Annotated in this window: 3 protein-coding genes and 1 pseudogene; all 4 read left to right on the forward strand. The window is 53.8% G+C overall.

What is annotated here, in order from left to right; all coding sequences use genetic code 11:
• Positions 1-795: pseudogene (locus tag AUK29_07275) on the forward strand (hypothetical protein).
• Positions 755-2,077: a UDP-N-acetyl-D-glucosamine dehydrogenase gene (locus tag AUK29_07280; protein OIP63032.1), complete on the forward strand. Its 1,323-nt coding sequence runs from the start codon at positions 755-757 to the stop codon at positions 2,075-2,077. The pseudogene AUK29_07275 and the gene AUK29_07280 overlap by 41 nt, the downstream one beginning before the upstream one ends.
• Positions 2,078-2,128: 51 nt before the next feature.
• Positions 2,129-2,653: a phosphoheptose isomerase gene (locus AUK29_07285; GenBank protein OIP63034.1), complete on the forward strand. Its 525-nt coding sequence runs from the start codon at positions 2,129-2,131 to the stop codon at positions 2,651-2,653.
• Positions 2,650-3,313: epimerase (locus AUK29_07290; protein ID OIP63033.1), on the forward strand; the 664-nt coding region annotated here is incomplete at its 3' end. The genes AUK29_07285 and AUK29_07290, both read left to right, overlap by 4 nt.

Below are 3,313 nucleotides of genomic sequence, written 5' to 3' on the forward strand. Positions count from 1 at the left end.
GAAGAGATCCGCCTTCTCTCCAATCTGGAAACAGAGAAGACAAAACTCCTGCAAATTATTCTTGTCGGCCAGTCCGAGCTGCGTGAACACCTGCAGCTTCCCAACCTGGAACAGTTCAGGCAGCGGATTACGGTCAACTACCACATCCCTCCTCTGGAAATGGAGGAGACGGCCGCCTATATCCGACACAGGATCAAGGTTGCAAGCCGGGGTCCTTCCATAGAATTTCCGGAACCGGTTCTCAATATCATACATAAATACTCCATGGGGATTCCCAGGCTCATCAATGTCATCTGTGATGCCCTGCTCCTGTACGGGTTTGTAGAGGATAAGCGGGAACCGGACGAGAAGATGATCCGAGAGGTCATCAACGATATGATCCAGGAGGGGACCCTGCGCCATCCTGAGAAGGATATCCAGAAAAGGCAGAGCCGTGCCAGAGCAGAGAATGCGGCGCAGAGTGAGTTTAAGATCCTGAAGGCAAGGATCAAGGTCCTGGAGGATAAGCAGATCCTTTCAGAAAAGGCCTTGATGGGAGTGATCGACCATAACCGTACCCTTGAAAAAAAGGGGGTTGATCTGATCAGCCGGATAGAGGAGGTCCACAGACGTGAACAGGCCCTGATGGCCCGTCAGGAGAAATTGAAAATTCGGGAGGCCGAACTGATCAAACGGGAGCAGGAGATCAGGAAATTACTGATTCATGTCCATAATGAAAAGAAGTCCAACCCATTAAAAGACGAAGAGGAGGAATATGGCACAGGACAAAAATCCGGAGAAAGAGTTAACACGTAAGATCAAGGAGCGCTCCATCCGGGCCGGCATTATCGGTCTGGGATACGTCGGGCTTCCCCTTGCGGTTGAATTTGCTCATGCCGGATATTCGGTGGTGGGGATCGACAAGGACGCAGAGAAGGTCCGCTGCATCCAAGCGGGGAAATCCTATATTCCGGACGTTTCGCAGAAGACCTTGAAGGAGATCGTCGGGAAAGGGCTTTTGACGGCGACCGAGGATTTCTCGGCGCTCAAAGATTTGGATACCGTCAACATCTGTGTGCCGACGCCCCTGAGGAAGACCCGGGACCCGGATGTCTCCTTTATCGTGAATGCTACGGAGAAGATCGCGGCATACCTCCATCCTGGGCAACTGATCATCCTGGAGAGCACCACCTACCCCGGAACCACGGAAGAACTGGTCCTTCCCATGCTGGAGCAGGGGGGGCTCAAGGTGGGGAAAGACTTCTTCCTCTCTTTCTCCCCGGAGAGGGTGGACCCGGGCAATCAGAAGTATGCCACCAGGAATACGCCCAAGGTGGTGGGAGGGGTCACTGCAAAATGCACCCGGCTATCGGTATTATTCTATGCACAGGCCATTGATACCGTCGTACCGGTCTCCTCCACGCGCGTGGCGGAGATGGTGAAGCTTCTGGAGAATACATTCCGGAACGTGAACATCGGTCTGGTCAATGAACTCGCTATGATGTGCGACAAGATGAAGATCGATGTCTGGGAAGTCATTGATGCCGCGGGGACCAAGCCCTTCGGGTTCATGCCGTTCTACCCGGGGCCGGGACTGGGCGGCCATTGTATCCCGATTGATCCCTTCTATCTCTCATGGAAGGCCAAACAGAGCGGTTTTGAGCCGAGGTTCATCGAGCTGGCCGGCGAGGTCAACAGCAAGATGCCGCATCACGTGGTATTCAAGGTGATGGATGCCATGAATCAGCAAGAGAAGAGCCTGAAGGGATCCAGGATCCTTCTCCTGGGGATGGCCTATAAAAAAGATATCAATGACATCAGGGAATCTCCGGCCCTGGATATCATGAAGCTCCTTAAGGAAAAGGGGGCCAGGGTTTCGTATCATGATCCCTTTATCCCCCGGATTTCTCTGGATGGCGCCAAGCCGATCCCATCGGCGCCGCTGAACAAGAAAGAGCTCGGTTCTTACGACTGTGTGGTCATCGTTACGAATCACAGCGGGATCGACTATCAGGCAGTGGCCCGTCATGCATCCCTGATCGTGGATACCCGGAACGCCCTCAGGAAGGTCCGGGGGAAGCATATTTTCAGACTGTGAGGTTTTGTGGTGAAGAATCGGATCGACCAGGCCCTTGCCGCTCATGAGAAGATGGTTCAGGGCCTGAACCAAGAGATCAAGCAGACGATTGAAACGGCTGCAGAGACGATCTTTCAAGCTTTGAAGAAAGGGAACAAGGTTCTGGTCATGGGGAACGGCGGCTCGGCCGCGGATGCCCAGCATCTGGCCGCGGAATTTGTGGGCCGTTTCCTGCATGAGCGAAAGGCGCTTCCTGCCGTGGCTCTGACCACGGATACCTCGATCCTGACGGCCATAGGGAACGATTACGGGTATGATTCGGTTTTTGTCCGTCAGGTTGAAGCCCTGGCCATGAGGGGGGACGTGGTCATCGGGATCTCTACCAGCGGGCGTTCAAAAAATGTGATTTTTGCTTTGAATCGTGCCGGAGAGATCGGGTGTTTTACTCTCGGACTGACCGGGGGCGGCGGCGGTGACATCTCAAAAATTACCGACCTCTCTCTTGTGGTCCCCTCCAAGGATACCCCGAGAATCCAGGAGGGGCATATTCTGATCATTCACATTCTTTGCGATCTGGTGGAGCAGCGGTTTGTATGAATGTCCTGGTGACGGGTGGAGCAGGGTTTATCGGTTCAACATTGGCGGACCGCCTTGTGGTTCGAGGGGACAGTGTGGTTTGCCTCGATTCCTTTGATGATTTTTATGATCCGTCCCTCAAGAGACGGAACATCCGTGATGTAAGCGGACATCCCCGGTTTGTCCTTGTGGAAGGGGATATCCGCGACACGGATCTGATGAAAGATCTGGCCCGGAAATACCGGGTTGATGCCGTCGTCCATTCAGCGGCACGGGCCGGAGTCCGTCCTTCGATCCGGAATCCCCTGCTGTATGAAGATGTGAACATCAAGGGGACCATGAATATCCTGGAGTTCGTAAGGTCCGTCGAGCCGCGAAACATGGTCTTTCTTTCCTCTTCGTCGGTTTACGGCGTCAATGAAAAGGTTCCATTTTCGGAGGACGATCCGGTAGACCATCCCATCTCCCCCTACGCGGCGACCAAAAAGGCCTGTGAACTCCTATGCCACACCTATCATCATCTCTACGGCCTCAACATCACCTGCATCCGCCCCTTTACGGTCTATGGGCCTCGGCAGAGACCGGAGATGGCCATACACAAGTTTACGCGCATGATTGACCGGGGAGAGCCGATTCCCATGTACGGGGATGGGAGTTCGAAAAGGGATTACACATATATTG

The sequence above is a fragment of the Nitrospirae bacterium CG2_30_53_67 genome, assembly GCA_001873285.1.
Classification (GTDB): Bacteria; CG2-30-53-67; CG2-30-53-67; order CG2-30-53-67; family CG2-30-53-67; genus CG2-30-53-67.

Bases quoted from the DNA above. Each gene is read 5' to 3' on its own strand.
- AUK29_07280 (OIP63032.1), top strand. From the start codon at position 755: ATGGCACAGGACAAAAATCCGGAGAAAGAGTTAACACGTAAGATCAAG.
- AUK29_07285 (OIP63034.1), top strand. From the start codon at position 2,129: ATGGTTCAGGGCCTGAACCAAGAGATCAAGCAGACGATTGAAACGGCT.